We start from the raw sequence: 19,828 nt of genomic DNA, 5'->3' as shown, positions 1-19,828 counted from the left end.
GCCCGGGTGGCGTTCACGTTGTCAGAATGGAATGCTACACTCGCGCGTTTTCCATTCGCGTTCTTCTCCAATCGTGCCTGTCCTGTCGTATCGCCTGTCCGCCTTGCTCCTGGCCGCCTCGCTCGCCTTCGAGGCCGGGGCCGCCGATGAGGCTGGTCGCCTGCGCGCGGCGCGTCATGGCGATGGACATGCCGCCGTCATCGACGGCCGGCTCGATGAACCAGCCTGGCAGCGGGCGCCGGCCTATGACGGCTTCCACAAGCATGCGCCGCGCGATGGCAAGGCGGCGCCGGCAGGCTTGCGCACCACGGTGCAGCTGCTGGTCGACGAACAGGCCCTGGTGTTCGGCATCCGCGCCTGGGACGACGCGCCGCAGAAGATGCGCGTGGCGCTGGCCCGGCGCGACAAGGTCGACCTCGACCAGGACTTCATCGGCATCTGGATCGATCCGGTCGGCCATGGACGCGCCGCCCAGTTCGTCCGGGTGAACCTGGCCGGGGTGGTCAGCGACGGCCTGCACAGGGCAAGCGACGACGAATCCGATCTCGGTCCCGATTTCCCGGTCGAAGCCGCCGTCACCCGCCTGCCCGATGGCTACAGCATGGAAGTGCGCTGGCCGCTGTCGAACCTGCGCTTCCCCTACCGAGGCGGGAAGGACTGGCGTTTGCTGGTTGAGCGCAGCGTTCCGCATGCCGACGGCACACTGCTGGTGAGTGCGCCGCTGCGCACCGATGCCCTCAGCCACCTGTCCTTCCTGCGTGAAGTCGAGGGCATGGGCGAGACCGTGGCCGCCGTGCGCGACCGCCGCTTCATCGAGCTGCGGCCGGAGCTGACGCTGCGCGCCGACCGCGGCATCGCCGACGGCGTGCGCGGGCGCGGACGGCAGGCGGATCTCGGCCTGGAAATCAATGCCCGGCCGCGCGCCGATTGGGTGTTCAATGCCACCATCAACCCGGACTACTCGCAGGTCGAGGTGGACCAGCCGGTCTCCCAGGGCGCCGGCAACATCGCCCTGAGCCTGCCGGAAAAGCGCGGCTTCTTTCTCGAGAGCGCCGACGTGCTCGGCTTGCCGCTGCCGGCCTTTTACTCGCGCACCGTGAGCAATCCGGCCTGGGGCCTGCGCGCGACCTGGCGCGCGGCCGATGCCGACGCCACCGCGATGAGCCTGCGCGACCAGGAAGGCGGTCTGGTGCTGCGCGGACGGCCCTACGAGACCATCGAGTACGTGCAGCCCCGTCCCACGCGCGCCAGCCTGTGGCGCACGCGCTGGCACGGCGATGGCCTGCTGCTCGGAGCTTTCGCCTCGCAGCGCGCCTATGAGGGCTTGGGGAGCAACGACGTGATCGGCCTAGATGCCCAGTGGCGCAGCGCCGGCGGCGATGCCCAGCGCCAGGCCACCGTCACCGGCATGCATTCGCGCACGACCTCCGGCTTCGACATGGCTGGGCAGCCGGTGCGCAGTCGGCGCGCGTCGGGCGCTTACCTGCACGCGAAATACATCCACAGCAGCGACGCGTGGTGGAACGAATTCGCGCTGGAGGCGATCGGTCCCGGCTTCGTCAATGACAATGGCTTCGTGCCGCAGGCCGGGATCGTCAAGGGCACGACCGAACTGGCCCGGAAACTCGGCGGGCAGTCCGTGACGGGAATCGAACTGTACGAGTTCGAAGTCCTGCTGCAGGCCGCCGAAGTGCGCACGCTGCTCGACGGCGCCGGCGGCCAGCCCGGCGGCGAGGTGGTCTCGCGCGAGCTGCGTCCGGGCATCTGGTTCATGGCGCCGCGCCAGACCGAGTTCTGGACCCTGCTCGGCTTCGATCGCCAGCGCGCGCGCACGGGCGGCAAGCTGCATGACACCCGCGCCATCCACCTGGGTTTTTCGGGCACGCCGGCACCATGGGTATCGAAGATCGGCGTCGAGCTGGCGCTCGGGCGCCAGCTCGACGCCGACGCCGACCGCGTCGGCCCCGGCGGCAATGTGACGATCGACGTCGGCCTGCGCTTCCCCTTGCGGCGCGGCTGGTCGCTGGAACTCGACCACCACTGGAACCGGGCCTGGGTCCAGGGCACGCTCGGCCATCCGGCCTTTGCCGACAATGCCTGGCGCTGGCTCGCCAACCTGCATTTCAGCGCGCGCGATTCGCTGCGCCTGCTGGCGCAGAATACCTGGGGCGCGCGCCGCGACGACGGCGTGACGCAGCTGGAAGCGTGGAACGAGCGCCAGGTGCACCGCTCGCTGCTGTACCGCTACCAGTGGCGCCATGGCCGTATCGCCTCGGCCGGTTATGTGATCGAAAAGATGCCGCTGGTCGGCACGCGCAGCAAGTCGCTGACGCTCAAGCTGCAGTGGGAGATCTGAGCGTCAGCCTGATGATCTCGCCCGGCTTCCACAGGCGCATGCGCGGGCCCCAGCTGCCGGCGCCGCGCGTCACGTACAGCATCATGCCGTTGACGTCGTACGCGCCGGCGTACTTCGCGAAACGCTTCTGCACCGCATAGCTGAAGGGCCAGATCTGGCCGCCGTGCGTGTGCCCGGACAGCATCAGGTCGACGCCGCGCGCGCCGGCTTCCTCGATGATCCGGGCTGCCGGGATGTGCGACATCAGGATGGTGGCGGTATCGGTCGGCGCCGGAATGGTGCGCGCCAGCCCGCCGACGATGTCGCGCTCATTGCGCATGGCCCGGCCGATGTCCTCGATCCCGGCCAGCACCAGTCCCGGCGCCAGCTCCACCTGGCGGTCGCGCAGCCAGCGCACGCCGCCTTCTTCGAATTCGCGCACGGTGGTCTCGGCGTCGCCGTAGAACTCGTGGTTGCCCGTCACCGCCCACACGCCGAGAGGAGCCCGCAGACGGCGCAGGGTGGGGGCGAGCTGCGGCTCGCCGATCGGGTTGTCCTCGACCTGGTCGCCCAGCATCAGGACCGCGGCCGGCTTCAAGGCGTTGATCTGCTCGACGCGCGCCGCCAGCCATTCGGAGCGGCGCTGGGCGCCGAGGTGGATGTCGCTGACGGCAACGATGACGGTGCCGTCCAGCGCCTGCGGGAGGTCTTTCATCACCACTTCCTGGTCGACGATGACGGGCGCGCGCATGCCCTGGAAGATGGCAAAGCTTGCAAGCAGCACGCCGGCGAGGGCGCCGATGGTGCGCAGCTTCTGCGTATGCGCGCGCCACCACAGGCCGAAGCCGCCCAGGATATCCGTGACCAGCAGGCAGAGCGACATCACGAAGGTGATGCCCAGCCAGGTCAGCGCAAACTGGCCCGGCCACCAGCGCCAGTCGAGGGCCTCGTCGCCGATGCGCACGCCGGCGAAGTAGAGCAGCCAGACGAGGAGGGCGCCGACCCACCACACGGGCCGCGGGATGCGGCTGCGCACCGCATCGATCGAATACAGGCGGGCGGCGACGTAAAGATGGAACAGGGTACCGACGATGTTGAGGACGATCGAAAACATGGAGGCGGATGTGCGTGTCTGGGGGCGCTCACCTTAGCGCAAATTCGGCGGCCTTGCGCGCATGCAGTGCGGTGGTGTCGAAGACGGGCACCGGGCTGTCCGCAGGGCCGACCAGCAGGGCGATCTCGGTGCAGCCCAGGATCACGCTGTCCGCGCCGGCCGCCACCAGTTCGCGGATCACGGCACGGTAGGCCTCGCGCGAGGCATCCAGCACCCGGCCCTGGCAAAGCTCGTCGTAGATCACGCGATGCACCAGGGCACGGCCGGCTTCATCGGGCACCACGACCTCCAGGCCGTGCCGGGTCTCGAGCCGTGCGCGGTAGAAATCCTGCTCCATGGTGAAGCGGGTGCCCAGCAGGCCCACCTTGCGCAGGCCGGCTGCGCGGATCGCTTCGGCCGTGGGGTCGGCGATGTGGAAGAGGGGGATCCTGGTGGCCGCCTCGATCGCCGGGGCGACCTTGTGCATGGTGTTCGTGCACAGCACGACGAAGTCGGCGCCGGCCCGTTCCAGCCTGCGCGCGCAGTCGGCCAGCAGAAGGCCGGCGCTGTCCCAGTCCCCGGCGCGCTGCAGGCGCTCGACCTCGTCGAAGTCGACGCTGACCAGCACCAGCCTTGCCGAGTGCAGGCCGCCGCACAATTCGCGCACGGTTTCGTTGATGGTGCGGTAGTAGGGAATGGTCGATTCCCAGCTCATGCCGCCGATGAGTCCGATGGTCTTCATGCCTTGTTCCAATGAGCCAAAACACCTCACTCTAGCATGTTAGACAATGTTTCATCGCAAAAATGAATGCAAATAATATTTGCAAAATGAGATAAAAATCCATATTTCGTATGCCTTGAAACTGCCTTGGCATGGCACTAGATTGGAGTCACCGGATGCTCGTGATGAGGTCCGGCAACATATATCGCTTAACTTACGAGGATATTTATCATGCGTACTTTCGATCTGACTCCCCTGTACCGTTCCGCCATCGGTTTCGATCGCCTGGCCAGCCTGCTCGAGCAGCGCGCCGAGCCGAGCTACCCGCCGTACAACATCGAACTGGTGAGCGAAGACAACTACCGCATCGTGATGGCCCTGGCCGGCTTCACCCGCGACGAAGTGGAAATCGTGACCGAGCGTGACACCCTGCACGTCACCGGCCGCAAGCAGAAGGACGACACCCAGCGCACCTTCCTGCACCGTGGCATCGCCGCCCGCGATTTCGAGCAGCGCTTCCAGCTGGCGAACCACGTGAAGGTCACCGGCGCTTCGTTCGACAACGGCATGCTCACCATCGACCTGGTGCGCGAAGTGCCCGAAGCGTTCAAGCCGCGCAAGATTGCCATTGGCGATGCGAACGGCGCTACCTCCAACGTGCAACAGCTGGAACAGCGCAACGCCGCCTAAGGTGTCGGACGCCTGAGTACAAGGTAGTAGTTTGAAAGAAGGGCGTCCCATGGGGCGCCCTTTTTGACGATGGGGCCCGGGTCTGGGTTAAGACAGGTCTAAGGCCGGAAGTTGCCAGCTTAAGCATGTTCTAAGCCAGCTTTGGGAAACTATACCTCATCGATAAGCCACCATCATCGGTCAACATTTTCCATCAGGAGCACATACATGCGTAACGAAGGTGCCGTCACTGCCATCACTGCCAAACGCCTCACGCTGGCCTTGTGTGCCGCGGGCGTCATCGGCGGAGCGGTCGGTGCGCTTGCCGTCAACCATAACAATGTCGCAGCCGAAGCTGCAGCAGCAGCGCCGGCGCCTGCAGTCGTGGCTGCCCCTGCGCCTGTCGCCGCCCCAGCTCCGGCTGCGGCCGGCACGGTGACTCTCCCCGACTTCACCCGCATCGCCGCCCAGAACGGCAAGGCGGTGGTCAACATCCAGGTCGTGGGAAGCACCAAGACGGCCAGCCGCGGCAACGTGCCCCAGCTCGACCCGCGTCACCCGTTCTACGAATTCTTCCGACAGTTCCAGGACCCGCGCGGCGGCGGTCGTGGAGCGCCCGTTTTCGGCGCCGGATCGGGCTTCATCGTCAGCCCGGACGGCGTCATCCTGACCAACGCCCACGTCGTGCAGGGCGCCGACGAAGTGACCGTCAAGCTGCACGACCGCCGCGAATTCCGCGCCAAGGTCGTCGGCGCCGACGCGCGCACCGACGTGGCCGTACTGAAGATCGACGCCAAGAATTTGCCGGTGGCGCCGCTCGGCAAGTCGCGCAGCCTGGCCCCGGGCGAGTGGGTGCTGGCCATCGGTTCGCCGTATGGCCTCGAAAGCACCGTGACCGCCGGCGTGGTGAGCGCCACCGGCCGCAACCTGCCGGACGGCCAGGTGCCCTTCATCCAGACCGACGTGGCGGTCAACCCGGGCAACTCGGGCGGTCCGCTGTTCAACACCCGCGGCGAAGTGGTGGGCATCAACTCGCAGATCTACAGCCAGACCGGCGGCTACCAGGGCCTGTCCTTCTCGATCCCGATCGACATCGCGGTCAAGATCAAGGACCAGATCATGGCCACCGGCAAGGTGCAGCATGCCAAGCTGGGCGTGAACGTGCAGCCGATCGGCCAGGAATTCGCCGACTCGTTCGGCCTGGATGCGCCGGAAGGCGTCCTGATCGCCAACGTCGAGCGCGGCGGCCCGGCCGAGCGCGCCGGCCTGCGCTCGGGTGACATCATCCGTCGCCTGAACGGCCAGACCATCGTGTCGCCGGGCGACCTGTCGAGCAACGTCTCGCTGTCCAAGCCGGGCGAGCGCGTCGCGCTCGACGTCTGGCGCGACGGCAAGCTGGTGCGCATCGAGGCCGTCCTCGGCGACGCCACCGAGAAAGGCAAGCGCAGCGTGCCGGAGGAGCTGGCCGCGAGCGGCGATAACCATGGCGCCAAGCTGGGCCTGGTCCTGCGTCCGCTCGAGCCGATCGAGCGCCGCCAGAGCGGCATCGCATCGGGGCTGGTGATCGAGGACGCGCGCGGCGCGGCGGCGGGCAAAGGTATCGAGCCGGGCGACGTGCTCGTGGCGGTCAATGGCCGCACGGTCAACTCGCTCGACCAGGTCCGCGAGGTGGTGTCGAAGGCCGGCAAGTCGGTGGCCTTGCTGATCCAGCGCGGAAATGAAAGAATCTTCATTCCAGTGCGGATTGGCTAAGGAAGCGTAGCGTCCTCGACCGGCTGGTATCAACGACAGGGAATTCATGCGCTTACTGCTGGTAGAAGACGATACGATGATCGGCGAAGTGGTGCTCGACCTCTTGCGGGCCGAGCACTACGCCGTCGATTGGGTCAAGGACGGCGAAATGGCCGACACGGCCCTGATGCAGAACCAGAACTACGACCTGGTCCTGCTCGACCTTGGCCTGCCGCGCAAGGACGGCCTCGACGTGCTGCGCTCGATGCGCAGCCGCAAGGACCGCACTCCCGTGCTGGTCGCCACCGCGCGCGATTCGGTGGCCCAGCGCATCGCCGGGCTGGACGCCGGCGCCGACGACTACGTCCTCAAACCCTACGACCTCGACGAACTGCTGGCGCGCATCCGTGCGTTGCTGCGCCGCGCCGCCGGGCGCGCCGAGCCCGTCTTCGAATACAAGAACATCTCGATCAATCCCGCCACCCGCGAAGTGCTGGTCGACGGCAGCCAGGTCGCGCTCTCCGCGCGCGAATGGGCCGTGCTGGAAGCCCTGGTGGCGCGGCCCGGCGCCGTGCTGTCGCGCGCCCAGCTGGAGGAAAAGCTGTACAGCTGGCGCGACGAAGTCTCCAGCAACGCGGTGGAAGTCTACATCCACGGCCTGCGCAAGAAGCTGGGCAGTGACCTGATCCAGAACGTCCGCGGCGTCGGCTACATGGTACCCAAGGCATGAAATTCAGGGCCAAGCTCAGGTCCAACGTGACGCACTCCCTGCGCGGGCGCCTCTTGTGGTACCTGCTGGCGGCGATCACCATCGCCGCCCTGGCGCAAGCCTCGATCGCCTACCGCACGGCTCTGCACGACGCCGACCAGATCTTCGACTACCACATGCAGCAGATGGCGCTGTCGCTGCGCTCGAGCACGCCGCTGTCGAACATCGAGGCGCAGCAGCGGCTCCAGGCCAAGAACGAGGCCAATGCCGGCAGCGGCAACGACGACATGGTGGTGCAGATGTGGTCGCCCGACGGGGTGCAGGTCTTCCACAGCGTCTCGCGCGCCCGGCTGCCGCAGCGCGCGGTGCTGGGCTTCTCCAACGTCAAGGCCAACGGCACCGTCTACCGCGTGTTCTCGATCCAGAGCGAGAACCAGACCGTGCAGGTGGCCCAGGACCTGGCCGTACGCCGCAACATGGCCGGCAACCTGGCACTGCGCACGCTCGGCCCGATCGCCGTCATGATGCCGATCCTGATGCTGGTCGTGTGGTGGGTGGTGAGCGGCTCGCTCGACCCGGTGGCGCGGGTGCGTTCGCAAGTCGCTTCGCGCCAGGCCGACGACCTGTCGCCGGTGTCGGAAGCCGGCCTGCCGGACGAGGTGCGGCCGCTGGTGCAGGAACTGAACCTGCTGTTCGGGCGCGTGCAGACCGCTTTTGACGCCCAGCAGACTTTCGTGGCCGACGCCGCGCACGAGCTGCGCACACCGCTGGCGGCGCTGCGGCTGCAGGCCCAGAGCCTGGACCGCGCCGACACGCCGGAAGCGCGCAAGCTCGCCGTGTCGCGCCTGACTGCGGGCATCGACCGCGCCACCCGCCTGGTCGAGCAACTGCTGGTGCTGGCGCGCCAGGAAGCCACCGCCGCCGCCGGCACCGTCTCCCGTCCGGTCGACCTGGCCGACCTGGCGCGCCGCACCGTGGCCGACCTGGCCGGCGTGGCCGCCGCCAAGGGCGTCGACGTCGGCATCCACCACGCCGACCCTGCCACGGTGGAAGGGCATCCGGATGCACTGCACATCCTGCTGCGCAACCTGGTGGACAATGCGATCAAATACACCCCGGCGGGCGGCACCGCCGACATCTCGGTGCGCACCGACAGCGGTAAAGAAGGCTGCACCGTCACCGTCACGGTCGAGGACAGCGGCCCCGGCATTCCGCCCGAAGAACGCGAGCGCGTGTTCGACCGTTTCTACCGCGTGGCGGGCAGCGAAGCGGCAGGCAGCGGGCTGGGGCTGGCAATCATCAAGGCGATCGCCGAACGCCACGGCGCCACCCTGGCGCTCGGCCAGTCGGAACGGCTCGGCGGCCTGTCGGCCACCGTCTGCTTCAGGCAGCAGGATGCTTGAGGACTGAGGATCCGATCAGGCGTCCCTGCGCATCAGGATGGCCTTCAGCGCGCCCGCATAGCGCTCGCTGACGGCCACCGTTTCACCATTGCGCAGGCTCAGCCAGTAGCTGCCGTCGCCACGGTTCTCCATGCCGGCGATCTGGCTGCGCCGCACGATCGTCCCCCGGTGCACGCGCACGAATTCTCCCGGCCCCAGCAGGCTCTCCAGGCGGCTGAGCGTCATCCGGTGCAGGACGGTGCGCCCGGCCAGGCGCAGCTCGACGTAGTTGCCCGCCGATTCGATCCGCAGGATCTCGCTCACCTTCACCTGTTCGATGCGGCCGACCGAGCGCACGCTGATCGTTTCCAGCTGCTGTGCGCCATCGGCATCCACATAGCTGCGCAGCGCGGCGCCATAGGCTTCGCGCTGGCGCTGGCGCAGCATGCTCCCTGCGCGCGCGACGGCTTGCGCCAGCCGCGCATCGTCGAGCGGCTTGAGCAGGTAGTCGAGGGCATGCACCTCGAAGGCGTCGATCGCATGCTCGCTGTAGGCGGTGACGAAAACGACCAGCGGCGGCTCGGGCAGGCGGCTGAGCTCACGGGCCAGCGCCAGGCCGGACTGTCCCGGCATCTGGATGTCGAGGAACACCAGGTCGACGTCCATGCTCGCCAGGGCGGCGCGCGCCGACGCGGCCCCGCCGCATTCGCCGGCCAGCTGCCAGTCGGGATGGGCGGCCATGGCCAGGCGCAGATTGGTCCGGCCCGGCATTTCATCGTCGACGATCAGGTAGCGGATGGGCATGGGTTCAGTCCACCGGCACCAATGGCAGGCGGACTTCGGCGACGAAGCGTTCGCCCTGCCGCCCGGCGTGCAGCGAAGCCTCGGGATGCATCAGCCGCAGCCGGTCGCGGGTATTCGCGAGTCCCAGGCCGGCGCCGGGATTGGCCGGGGCATCGCAGCGCGCCGGATTCGCCACCCGCACCAGCAGCGCGTCGTCTTCCCGGATAAAGGAGAGGTGGATGTCGCTCGGCCCCTCGCTGCAGTCGAGGTCGTGCCGCAGCGCGTTCTCGACCAGCGGCTGCAGCAGCAGCGGCGGGCATTCGATGTTTTCCAGGCCGTCGCCGGCGCCGTCGATGTGCATGTGCAGGCGCTCGCCGTAGCGCAGGCGCTGCAGGGCCAGGTAGTCCTGCACGAAGCGCAGCTCGGCGGCGACGGTGGTCGCGTTTCCGCTACTCGCGGACAGCACATAGCGCAGCAGCTCGCTCAGGAGCCCGATGCCCTGCAGGGCGAGAAGCTTGTCGTCGCTGCGCACCAGGGCGCTGATCGCGTTCAGGGCGTTGAACAGGAAATGCGGTTCGAGCTGGGCACGCAGGGCCAGCATGCGCTGTTCCTCGAGCGCCAGGCGCAGGTTGAGCATGTCGGTCTGCGAGCGTTGCCATGCCAGCTCGCGCTCCTTGGCCTGGCGCCAGTAGAAGAAGGCCAGGATCGCGGCGAAGGTGCCGGTGGTCGAGAACCAGCCCACCAGCAGCATCTTCATCAAGAGCTGCCAGGCGTCCTCGACACTGGCGATCTGCAGCAGCCCGCGCTGCCAGGCCATGTAGGTCCACTGGGCGGGCTGGAACAGCAGGGCCAGGCCCGCGAACATCGCCACCACGTTGCGCGGGCGCGCGAGCAGCGCCGGCCAGCGCGTGAGCGCGATGCACAGGATGCAGCTCAGGACGATCAAGGGCACGGCGTACTCGATGAACCAGGTGGCCAGCAAAGCCGGATAGTGGCTGGAGACGCCGGCGCGCAGGTTGTCGCTGTAGGTCTGGAGTGCGCCGAGCACGCTGATGGCCGTCCACAGGCAGACCATGGACACCACGATCCTGGCGAAGGGTTGGATGCGATAGAGGAAAGACGTCATCGGAAAAGTATAGCAGCGCCGTCTTGACGCCAGACCCGGCGCCGGAGGAGGCCATCACATGGAACCGGGAGTTCGTCACATTTGTGATGGCGGCCGGCGGGACGGTGCGCAAAATGGGCAGGTTCGACACGATAAGCGAAGCCCATGCCCATCTTCCTCCACCGGATCATCCGAACCGCAAGCGCCGTCTGCGCAGTCATCGTCCTGGCGGCGCACGCCGGCGCTACCCCGCCCGCCGCGGTCCTGCAGGAATTGGCGCGCCAGGGCCTTCCCGTCGATGCGCTGAGCTACCAGATCGCTCCCCTGGCCGGCGTGCCGGCGCCGCATGCGCTGGACGCGCACCGCGTCACCAATCCTGCCTCGGCCATGAAGCTGGTGACGACCCTGGCCGCCCTCGATACCTTGGGCCCGGCGCACCGCTGGACCACGGCCATGCTCTCGGATGCGAGGCTGGAGAACGGTGAGCTGAAAGGCGACCTGTACCTGCTGGGCGGCGGCGATCCGAACCTGAGCTGGGAGCGGGTGGGCAGCATGCTGCGCAGCCTGCGCAACAGCGGCATCGTCTCCATCGCGGGAGACCTGGTGCTGGACCGGACGCTGTTCCAGCCGACCCGGCTCGACATCGGGAGGCCTCCTTTCGACGACACGCCGGACGCGTCCTATAACGTCATTCCCGACGCGCTGGCGGTGTCGGACAACCTGGTCGCCTACACGCTGTCCTCGGATGGGGCGAAGGTGGCCGTGCAGGTCACGCCGCCGCTGTCCGGGGTGTCCGTGCTGAACCGGATGACGCTCAACGAGCTTCCCTGCCGTGACTGGCAAGAGACGTGGCAGCGGCCGAAGGTCGAAGAGGACGAGGGCGGCGCCGTGCGCATCGTCCTGGGCGGGAGCTTCCCGCGCGACTGCAGCAAGACCGTGGAACTGAACACCATCGATCGCGACCTGTACCTCGAACGCCTGGTCCGTGCGCTGTGGGAAGAGATGGGCGGACAGTGGCGTGGCCGGGCCCGCGAGGGCAAGGTCCCGGCCCGCGCCACCGTGCTCGCCGAGCGCCAGTCCGAGACCCTGGCCGAGACGATCCGCGACATCAACAAGGATTCGCACGCGGTCAAGGCGCGCATGCTGTACCTGACCATGGGCGCCATGGCAGGCGAGGGCGCCCGGCAGCCGACGCTCGAACGCGCGCGCCGGCGTGTCATCGACTGGGTCGCTGCGCAGGGTGTCGATCCCGCCGGCATGGTCATCGAGAACGGCTCCGGACTGTCCCGCATCGAGCGGCTCAGTGCGGCACAGCTGGCGGCCTTGCTGAAGTCGGCGGCGGCGAGCCGCTGGTATCCGGAATTCGCCGCCAGCCTGCCCATCGTGGCGCTGGACGGGACGATGAGGAACCGCTTGAAGCTCAGCCCTGCGGCGGGCAATGCGCGCATGAAGACCGGCACCCTGCGCGACGTGGCGGCGCTGGCCGGCTACGTGCGCGACCGGCGCGGGCAGGACTGGATCGTGACTGCCTTCGTCAACGACCCGCAGGCCGACGAAGGCAGGGGCAGGGCGGTGCTGGACCAGCTGATTCTTTGGGTCGCGGAGGGAAAGGTCACCGCACCCGAAACCCCGACCATTCACCCTACTTACTGAGCCATACCATGCAATTCATTCGAACCGGCAGCGCGGGCGCGCTGCTGCTGGCAGCGCACACCTGTGCATCTGCCCAAACCGCGGACCCGCAGCTTGTCCAGCAGAGCATCCAGCAGGTGCTGGTCAGCGCCGGCGCGGCGGACAGCCGCGCGCAATCGACCACCACCGCCATCATCGTCGGGCGCGACGAGATCCTGCGCCATGGCGACGCCAGCCTGGTCGACGTGCTGAAACGCCAGCCCGGCATCACGCTCGACGCCGGCCCCGGCAAGGAAGCCGCCATCCGCATGCGCGGCATGGGCAGCGGCTATGTGGCGATCCTGCTCAACGGCCTGCCTGCTCCCGGCGGCTTCTCGCTCGAATCGATCAGTCCGGAGCTCATCGAGCGCATCGAGATCGGGCGCGCCGCCACCGCCGAGACCAGCAGCCAGGCCGTGGCCGGGGCGATCAATGTGATCATGCGGCGCGCCGGCCCGGCAAAGAGCGAGGGCGCCAACGAGTTCAAGGCAGGCAGCGCCTTCCTCGGGGGGCAGGCGGCGCCGCAGCTGCTGGCCCAGCACAGCGGCCGCACGGGAACGCTCGCCTACACCGTGGCCGCGACGGTGAAGCGCAACCTGAATCCGATCGCGGCCCTGAGCACCGAAACAGGATCGGATCCCCTGCTGCTGCGCCGCACGGCCTGGACCGACCGCCAGGTCGAGGACATCCTCGAGCTGGCGCCGCGCATGACCTGGCAGCCCTCCACGCGCGACAGCATCAGTGCCCAGGGCTACCTGCGCAGGCGCCACATCGACAACGTCAAGCGCGAAGACGAAAGCACCGAGATCGGCCGGCCGACGGCCTTCCCCCATGCGGTCCAGCGCTTCGGGACCCGTCCGCTGCACGCCTACGCCGACCTGGCCTGGACGCGCAGGCTGGACGGCGGCGCCCGCCTTGCCGCCAAGCTGTCCGGCTTTCACATGAGGCGCGAGGCCGACTTCGTCTACCGCAGCATGGATGTGCAGGACCGGCTGCTCGAATCCCACCTGGTGGCTTCCGGCCCCCGTGAACGCGAATGGACCTTCAGCGGCAGCTGGCGCCGCCCCTTGTGGGGCAGCCATTCCCTGGCGGCCGGCTGGGAGTTCGGCCGCAAGGGCCGCAGCGAGTACCGGCGCGAACGGCATGTCGACCCTGGCGGCGGCCTGCTGTTGTCCAGCGACGAGGACTACCGCGCCAGCGTGGAACGCAGTGCCTTCTTCATCCAGGATGAGTGGGACCTCGGCCCTGGCTGGTCCGCCTATGCCGGCCTGCGCCGCGAAGACCTGCATACGACGGGCGAAGGCAATGCCGATACGCCGGTCGATGTCGATGCGGGCGCCTGGAGTCCGGTGTTCCAGATGCTGTACAAGCCGCAGCGACCCGAGGACCAGGTGGGGCCGAGCGGGCCGCGCGACGCAGTCCGCCTGGCTGTGAGCCGCACCTACAAGGCCCCGAACATCGTCCAGCTGATGCCGCGCCGCTACACGGTCGACAACAACAACAACGCCACCAACCCGGACCAGCAGGGCAACCCCAGGCTGCGGCCGGAGCTTGCCCTGGCAGTCGACCTGGCCTGGGAGCGCTACTTCGGCGCGGCAGACATGGTGAGCGTCAGCGTGTTCCACAAGCGCATCCGCGACATCACGCTGGCGCGCATCGTCGAAAACCGGGGCGTATGGACCGCCATGCCCGACAACGCGGGCAGCGCGACGGTGCGCGGCGTCGAGTTCGAAGGCAAGCTGACGCGCGGCGCGCTGGCGGGGCGCCTCAACCTGGCGCGCAACTGGTCGCGGCTGGACAGCGTGCCGGGGCCGGACAACCGCATCGAAGGCCAGCCGGCCTACAGCGGCAATCTCGGGCTGGACTACGCCGCGGCGGCCAGCCGGGTCGACCTGGGCGCTACCTACAGCTACCGTGGACGCGTCGCCAGCCGCGCGAGCGCGCTGATTTTCAGCGACGACGGCAGCCGGCGCCAGCTCGACCTGTATGCGGTATGGAAGCACGGCGCCAAATCGCGGCTGCGCCTGTCCGTGGCCGGCCTGTCGCAGCGGGACTACCTGGAACGACTGGCGTACGAGGGAAGCAGGCCGCTCGAACGCGCGACCGTCTTCCGGATGCGCCCGACGTGGCGCCTGGTGTGGGAGCAGTCCTTGTAAGAGGCCGTGGTCCCGGGCCTCAGGTCCGGGCGGCGGCGCGGCAGCCCGGCTTGCGGTAGCGTTTGCGCAGGCTGAGCAGGTCCAGCTGCACCGACTCCATCAATTCAATTGTCACACTTGCCGTGCCGCCGGCCGACGGACCTGTCACGGTAACGGTAAAATGGTCCCTTTGCTCATGAGGGCCGCGGGCCCTGACCGGATATTGACGAGGAATCGATGAACAAGCAAGCAGTCCTGTTGGCCACCCTGGCGGCATCCAGCCTGGCCTCGGCCCAGGAAGTAGTGAAGATCGGCCATGCGGCCGCCGTGACCGGTCCCGTGGCTTACTTCGGCAAGGACACCGAGAACGGCGCGCGCATGGCGATCGAGGCGCTCAATGCGAAGGGTGTCAGCATCGGCGGCAAGAAGGTCCGCTTCGAACTGGCGGCCGAGGACGACGCGGGCGAGCCGAAGCAGGCCACCGCCGTGGCGCAGAAGCTGGTGGACGCGAAGATCAACGGCATGGTCGGCCACGAGACCTCGGGCACCACGATCCCGGCCTCGAAGATCTACCATGCGGCCGGCATTCCGCAGATCTCGCCCTCGTCGACGTCTCCGATGTATACCCGGCAGGGCTTCAACACCGCCTTCCGCGTGGTGGCCAACGACGTGCAGCTGGGCCAGGCGCTGGGCCGCTATGCGATCGGCAGTATGAAGGCCAAGCGGGTGGCCGTGGTCGACGACCGCACCGCCTATGGCCAGGGGCTGGTTACCGAATTCGCGCGCAGCCTGCAAAGCCAAGGCGGCACGGTCGTCGCCAAGGAATTCACCAACGACAAGGCGACCGATTTCAGCGCCATCATTACGCGCATCCGCGCCACCAAGCCCGACCTGGTCTTCTTCGGCGGCATGAGCGCGACCGCCGGACCGATGCTGCGCCAGATGAAGCAGCTCGGCATGAACGTGCGCATGATGGGCGGGGACGGCCTGTGCTCCGACGAGATCCACAAGCTCTCGGGCGGCACCATGCTTGATGGCCAGGTGGTGTGCGCGGAAGCGGGCGGCGTGCAGGGCGAAGCCCGCGCCGCCATGGACAAGTTCCGCGCCGATTACAAGAAGCGCTTCGGCATCGACGTCCAGATCAATGCCCCCTATGCCTACGACGCGGTGATGACCATGGCCGAGGCGATGGTGCAGGCCGGCTCGAGCCAGCCGGCGACATACCTGCCGGTGCTGGCCAAGATCCAGTACAAGGGCGTGACCGGGCCGATCGCGTTCGACGAGCGCGGCGACATCCGCGACGGTACCATCACGCTGTACTCGTTCAAGGGCGGCAAGCGTTCGCTCTTGAGCGTCACCAAATAAGGAGCATGACCATGGCCGGAGACGATCCCATCACCCCCGATGCGTTTGCGGCGCTGCAGGCCCGCGCCAAGCAGCAGTCGCGCAAGGCCCAGGCCTATTACACCGTGATGCACGAAGTGCGCGGCATCCTCGGCAGCGACGATGCCGCCAACGTGTGGATGAACGAGGCGCAACCGGCGCTCGGCGGCAGGACTGCCGCCGAGGCGGTGGGCGAGGGACGCGAAGACGAAGTCCTGGCTTACGTGCGCACGCTGAAGAAGTAGGCCTGCTTCAGAAAACGCCGAAGAGCAGCAGGACGATCAAGGTCAGCACGATCGAGATCGCGATGGAGCCGAGGCAACCAAGTTTGTTCGAGAAGAATAAAAACATCAGTCACCCGGCCCTTCGCCCGGCATCGTGTCGGCCATCAGCCTCAACTCTTCCGGTGTCAGTTCTTCGGGCTTCTTGTTGGCGAGGCCGTCAACGTCCTGCCCCGCCTGTTGCTGGTTTTGCTGTCGCCCCTCCTGCTGGCTCAGTTGCTCGCTCAGTTGCTGGCTCAGTTGCTGGTGCTTCTCCGCCTGGCCGGCACCGGCTTCCTGTCCCTGCTGTTCCTGCGACTTTTGTTCGTTGCTCATGATGTGCTCCCCTGGTGGCATGGCCTGTTAGGTGATGAACAAAGTGTGGCACAGAGTCGTTTTCGGCAGCGCCTCCGTGCGCAGGGACGCTCGCGCCGCAGCGTTCAGTGCCGCAGCACAGGTGGCACCAGCGGCCCGCCGCGGCCCAGCGCCCGGTCGACGCTGACGGCAAGTTCGGCCAGCTGGAAGGGCTTGCGCAGCAGGATGTCGCTGCCCAGCACCTGCTCGATCGCTTTCATGTCCGCATAGCCGGTAGCGATGATCATCGGGATGCCGGGAAATACCTGACGCGCGCGCAGCATGAGCTCGGCCCCGGTGATGCCGGGCATCAGGTAGTCGGTGATGATCAGGTCGGGCCGCGCGCGCTGCAGCTCGCCCAAGGCGGCGTCGCCGTCGGCGGCCTGGGTCACGGTGTGGCCGAAGGCTTCGAGCAGGGATACCATCGATTCGCGCACGAAGTTGTCGTCCTCGACCACCAGGATCCGTGCCCCGGGCCGGGCCTGCGTGGCGGCCGTGGGCGGGTCCGCCGGTTCGGCGGCATCCAGCCCGTCCCAGGCGCGCAGCCAGATCTCGACCGTGGTCCCCAGTCCCGGCTGGCTCAGGATGCGGGCCGCGCCGCCCGACTGCCGGGCCATGCCGTACACCTGGCTCAGTCCCAGACCGGTGCCCTTGCCGACGGCCTTGGTGGTGAAGAAGGGCTCGAACACCTTGGCGATGAGTTCGGGCGTCATGCCGGGGCCAGTGTCCGAGACCGCGATGCGCACATAGTCGCCGGCCGGCAGCAGCCCGTCGGGCGGTCGGGCATTCGCTGCATGGAAACTGATTTCACCATTGCCGTCCATGGCGTCGCGTGCATTGATGGCCAGGTTCAGCAGGGCCATCTCCATCTGGTTGGCATCCGCGGCCACGCTGGCGCAGGGCTCTTCCACCTCGAAGCGCAACTTGACGCGCGAGCCGACCGAGGCGGCCACCAGTTCGCGCACGCCGTCGAACAGCGCGCCCACGCCGGCCTGGCGCAGGTCGAGGTTCTGGTTGCGCGCAAAGGCGAGCAGCTGGCCGGTGAGCTTGGCGCCGCGCTGGCAGGCGCGGCGCGCGATCTCGGCGCGCTGCTTCGCCACCTCGTCTTTCGAGAGCAGCAGGATCAGGTCCATGCTGCCTTGGACCACGTTGAGCAGGTTGTTGAAGTCGTGCGCGATGCCGCCGGTGAGACGGCCGACCGCTTCCATCTTCTGGAACTGCACCATGGCCTGCTGCACCCGTTCGCGCTCGATGACTTCGTTCATCAGGCGGTCGTTGGCCTGGGCCAGCGCGCGCGTGCGTTCCTCGATGCGCGACTCGAGCGTCTCGTTTAGCGAAAGCAGGTCCTCCCGGCTCTGCTTCAGGCTGGCGGCATCGCGTTCGCGGTCGGCCAGCAGGTCGCGCGCCTGGTACTGGCGGCGGCGTGCGCGCAGGGCCGAGGTGGCGGCGCTGCGCAGGGTCTGGGCGTTGAGCGGGCGCTCGAGCAGGATGATGTTGCCCAGCTCCTCCAGCCGGGCACGGGCGCCGTCGGGCGGCATGCCGATTGTCTTGGCCAGCAGGATCACGAAGGGGAAGTCGGACCAGGGTTCCTGGCGCGCCAGCCAGGCGTGCAGCGGGCCCAGGTCGACCTCGTGCAGGGCTTCCTCGGCGACGATGGCCATGCCGGCGCCGCCCTGGACCGCGTCGGCCAGGGAGGAAAAATCGTGGACGATGTCGCAGGAAGCGCTGCCGCGCGCCAGCACCGAGCACATGACTTCGGCGTCGCGTCCCCGCGGCGCGAGGATCAGGATGCGCTCGTCGTGCGGGCTAGCTGTTTTCATTCGGCAGGACCGCCATCATCGGCGTCGAGCCGCGGTAGCTCGGCAGGCCGGTAAGCACGCCTTCGAAGCCTTCCAGCGCCGCGCCGACCCGGATGCCCTCGCGGTTGAGCTGCAGCTCGTGGATGCTGAGCGCATGCTCCGCCGCGCGGCTCTTGACGACGGTGATGGCGCGGCGCAGTCGGCCGTTCGATTCGAAGAAGCGCATCATCACGGTGCCGTCGCTCAGGTAGCTCATGTCGACGTCCGAGCGCACCTCGCCGACCATGCCGTGCTGGCCCAGCACCATCACCGTGGTCACGCCCTGCTGGTTCAGGTAGGACAGCAGTTCGTGCATCTGCAGCAGGAGGAACTGCTCGCCCGGCATGGCCTGCAAGTAGGCGTTCAGGCTGTCGATGACGACGAAGTCCACGCGGTCCTTCTCCACGGCATCGCGCAGCATCTGCGCGAACTGGCCCGGCGCCAGCTCGGCCGGGTCGATGTGGTGGATACGCAGCTGGCCGTTGTCGGTGTAGGGGCGCAGTTCCAGCCCGAGCGCCGTGCTGCGCGCGAAGAAGGTGCCGAGCCCTTCGTCGAACAGGTAGAAGGCGGCCTTTTCGCCGCGCTCGAGCGCGGACAGCAGGCAGCGCGTGGCCAGCGTGGTCTTGCCGATTCCGGATGGGCCGACGAACAGGGTGTTGGTACCGCGCACCAGGCCGCCGCCGAGCAGGGCATCGAAACCCTCGGAACCGGTGGAGCGCACCATGGGCGTGAAATCGCGGTTGTGCTCGGCCGCAACCATGCGCGGGTACATCGTGATGCCGCCGGTGTCGAGGGTGTAGTCGTGGTAGCCGCCGCGGAAGCGGATGCCACGCATCTTGATGATGTTGACGCGCCGGCGTTCGGTGCCGAATTCCTTCGCGATCTGCTCCAGGCTGATGACGCCGTGGGCGATGCTGTGCAGGTGCTGGTCGGACTGGCTGGTCTTGTCGTCGAGCAGCAGGACGGTACAGGCGCGCGCCGAAAAGAACTGCTTGAGCGCCAGGATCTGGCGGCGGTAGCGCAGCGGGTTCTGCGCCAGCAGGCGCATCTCCGACAGGCTGTCGAATACCACGCGCACCGGCTTGACCGCGTCGACGTGGTCCATGACATTACGAGTAGTCTCGCCCAGCTCGACTTCCGAAGGGTGGAAGATCGATTGCTCGGAGTCGGGATCGAGTTCGGTGTCGCCGGCCAGTTCGAAGATCGACAGTGCGTCGATGTTCCAGCCATGGCTGGCCGCGACTGCCTTCAGCTCGTCGGTTGTCTCGGACAGGGTGATGTACAGGCCGGCTTCGCCCCTGGCCACGCCGTCGAGCAGGAACTGCAGGCCCAGCGTGGTCTTGCCGGCACCCGGCGAACCTTCCACCAGGTAGACGCGTTGCGGGGTCAGGCCGCCGCCGAGGATGTCGTCGAGGCCGGCGATGCCGGTGGAGATGCGGGCGTGTGCAGCGGTATTCATTCGTACGGCCTATGCTGGTCACCTTGGGTAAGCGCGACGATATGGAGGAAGACGTTGCTTACCGCCAACGCGCATTGATCAGGGCATTATACGCATTCGTTAACGCAAGCTCGGTCCATTTATAACAATTGCGTATGCCCGGGGACAATCAGGATGCGTAAAAAAAGGGTTCCCAAGCGGGAACCCTTTGCTGGAGGGGC

The 19,828-nt window shown here is 67.6% G+C and carries 16 protein-coding genes; 9 read left to right on the top strand and 7 right to left on the bottom strand.

All coding sequences use genetic code 11. The features are described from left to right. Nucleotides 1-73: 73 nt before the first annotated feature. Nucleotides 74-2,356 carry a hypothetical protein gene (locus MA09_RS14700; protein ID WP_229440720.1) on the top strand — a complete coding sequence of 761 codons (2,283 nt, stop codon included), beginning with the start codon at nucleotides 74-76 and terminating at the stop codon, nucleotides 2,354-2,356. Here the strand turns inward: MA09_RS14700 and MA09_RS14695 are convergent. Both MA09_RS14695 and MA09_RS14690 read right to left on the bottom strand, forming a co-directional pair. Then, the gene (locus MA09_RS14695) at nucleotides 2,334-3,449 is read right to left on the bottom strand and encodes a metallophosphoesterase (RefSeq protein ID WP_036249715.1); all 1,116 of its coding nucleotides are present in this window, start codon (nucleotides 3,447-3,449) and stop codon (nucleotides 2,334-2,336) included. The two genes, MA09_RS14700 and MA09_RS14695, sit on opposite strands and share 23 nt — an antisense overlap. Nucleotides 3,450-3,477: 28 nt before the next feature. After that, nucleotides 3,478-4,170 carry an aspartate/glutamate racemase family protein gene (locus tag MA09_RS14690; protein ID WP_036249711.1) on the bottom strand — a complete coding sequence of 231 codons (693 nt, stop codon included), beginning with the start codon at nucleotides 4,168-4,170 and terminating at the stop codon, nucleotides 3,478-3,480. 210 nt (nucleotides 4,171-4,380) lie between these two features. Between MA09_RS14690 and MA09_RS14685 the strand changes: the two genes are divergently transcribed. From MA09_RS14685 to MA09_RS14670, 4 genes are all read left to right on the top strand, one after another. Continuing rightward, nucleotides 4,381-4,839 (top strand): Hsp20 family protein, encoded by a 459-nt coding sequence (locus MA09_RS14685; protein WP_036249709.1) that lies wholly within the window; start codon nucleotides 4,381-4,383, stop codon nucleotides 4,837-4,839. A gap of 207 nt (nucleotides 4,840-5,046) precedes the next feature. Then, complete coding sequence (locus MA09_RS14680) at nucleotides 5,047-6,570, top strand: Do family serine endopeptidase (protein WP_036249708.1); 1,524 nt, start codon at nucleotides 5,047-5,049, stop codon at nucleotides 6,568-6,570. Nucleotides 6,571-6,616: 46 nt separating this feature from the next. Further along, nucleotides 6,617-7,279 carry a response regulator transcription factor gene (locus MA09_RS14675; protein ID WP_036249707.1) on the top strand — a complete coding sequence of 221 codons (663 nt, stop codon included), beginning with the start codon at nucleotides 6,617-6,619 and terminating at the stop codon, nucleotides 7,277-7,279. Further along, entirely contained in the window at nucleotides 7,276-8,661 is a 1,386-nt protein-coding gene (locus tag MA09_RS14670; RefSeq protein WP_036249704.1) for an ATP-binding protein, read from the top strand. Before MA09_RS14675 ends, MA09_RS14670 begins: the two co-directional genes overlap by 4 nt. A 15-nt stretch (nucleotides 8,662-8,676) precedes the next feature. On the opposite strand, the gene MA09_RS14665 is transcribed toward MA09_RS14670, so the two are convergent. Both MA09_RS14665 and MA09_RS14660 read right to left on the bottom strand, forming a co-directional pair. Next, nucleotides 8,677-9,444: a LytTR family DNA-binding domain-containing protein gene (locus MA09_RS14665; protein ID WP_036249701.1), complete on the bottom strand. Its 768-nt coding sequence runs from the start codon at nucleotides 9,442-9,444 to the stop codon at nucleotides 8,677-8,679. A gap of 4 nt (nucleotides 9,445-9,448) precedes the next feature. Then, nucleotides 9,449-10,549 (bottom strand): sensor histidine kinase, encoded by a 1,101-nt coding sequence (locus tag MA09_RS14660; protein ID WP_229440718.1) that lies wholly within the window; start codon nucleotides 10,547-10,549, stop codon nucleotides 9,449-9,451. Between the two features lie 144 nt (nucleotides 10,550-10,693). Here MA09_RS14660 and dacB point away from each other — a divergent pair, with 144 nt between their 5' ends. The 4 genes from dacB to MA09_RS14640 all read left to right on the top strand — a co-directional run bounded on the left by dacB (nucleotide 10,694) and on the right by MA09_RS14640 (nucleotide 15,962). After that, on the top strand, nucleotides 10,694-12,181 hold the full coding sequence (gene dacB / locus MA09_RS14655) for a D-alanyl-D-alanine carboxypeptidase/D-alanyl-D-alanine-endopeptidase (RefSeq protein ID WP_051933455.1): 1,488 nt from the start codon (nucleotides 10,694-10,696) through the stop codon (nucleotides 12,179-12,181). Nucleotides 12,182-12,189: 8 nt separating this feature from the next. Then, entirely contained in the window at nucleotides 12,190-14,355 is a 2,166-nt protein-coding gene (locus MA09_RS14650; RefSeq protein ID WP_051933454.1) for a TonB-dependent siderophore receptor, read from the top strand. A gap of 216 nt (nucleotides 14,356-14,571) precedes the next feature. Next, nucleotides 14,572-15,699, top strand: a complete 1,128-nt coding sequence (locus MA09_RS14645; RefSeq protein WP_036249699.1) for a branched-chain amino acid ABC transporter substrate-binding protein — start codon at nucleotides 14,572-14,574, stop codon at nucleotides 15,697-15,699. Between the two features lie 11 nt (nucleotides 15,700-15,710). Beyond that, a complete protein-coding gene (locus MA09_RS14640; RefSeq protein WP_036250154.1) occupies nucleotides 15,711-15,962 on the top strand; it encodes an antitoxin Xre/MbcA/ParS toxin-binding domain-containing protein in 252 nt (83 codons plus the stop codon). Between the two features lie 105 nt (nucleotides 15,963-16,067). On the opposite strand, the gene MA09_RS14635 is transcribed toward MA09_RS14640, so the two are convergent. From MA09_RS14635 to MA09_RS14625, 3 genes are all read right to left on the bottom strand, one after another. Further along, entirely contained in the window at nucleotides 16,068-16,313 is a 246-nt protein-coding gene (locus MA09_RS14635; protein ID WP_152594663.1) for a hypothetical protein, read from the bottom strand. Between the two features lie 104 nt (nucleotides 16,314-16,417). Then, nucleotides 16,418-18,151 (bottom strand): response regulator, encoded by a 1,734-nt coding sequence (locus MA09_RS14630; protein WP_036249694.1) that lies wholly within the window; start codon nucleotides 18,149-18,151, stop codon nucleotides 16,418-16,420. After that, on the bottom strand, nucleotides 18,138-19,628 hold the full coding sequence (locus MA09_RS14625; protein WP_036249692.1) for an ATPase domain-containing protein: 1,491 nt from the start codon (nucleotides 19,626-19,628) through the stop codon (nucleotides 18,138-18,140). Before MA09_RS14625 ends, MA09_RS14630 begins: the two co-directional genes overlap by 14 nt. Between the last annotated feature and the right edge of the window lie 200 nt (nucleotides 19,629-19,828).

This window comes from Massilia sp. BSC265, from assembly GCF_000740675.1.
Taxonomy (GTDB): Bacteria; Pseudomonadota; Gammaproteobacteria; order Burkholderiales; family Burkholderiaceae_D; genus Telluria.
The sequence above is the reverse complement of the archived record's forward strand: the minus strand, read 5'-3'. Positions and strand labels throughout refer to the sequence as shown.